Below are 255 nucleotides of genomic sequence, written 5' to 3'. Positions count from 1 at the left end.
AAGGGGGGCATACCCAATCCGCCAACAAGAAGAATCATATCCAAATTCTTGCTACCAATATAACACAAGAAGAAATGGATGAGCAAACCTTGTATCCTATCTATTCCTTGCGTTGGCAAGTGGAGATACTCTTTAAAACATGGAAATCGTTATTTGAAATTGATGATGTGCAGGCAATGAATACCGACCGCTTTTACTGTCATTTGTATGGGACTTTAATTCATATTCTTCTTTCTTCGATGATTGCTTTTCAGT

General features: G+C 37.6%; 1 protein-coding gene. It reads left to right on the top strand.

The window, feature by feature from the left end:
• The coding region (locus tag RVS70_RS23270; RefSeq protein WP_321135117.1) for a transposase at nucleotides 1–255 on the top strand (255 nt) is incomplete at both ends.

Origin of the sequence: Virgibacillus sp. M23 (assembly GCF_034190895.1) — a bacterium.
GTDB classification, from domain to species: Bacteria; Bacillota; Bacilli; order Bacillales; family Amphibacillaceae; genus Virgibacillus; species Virgibacillus salarius.
Note: the sequence above shows the minus strand (reverse complement) of the source record. Positions and strands in the feature narration are given on the sequence as shown.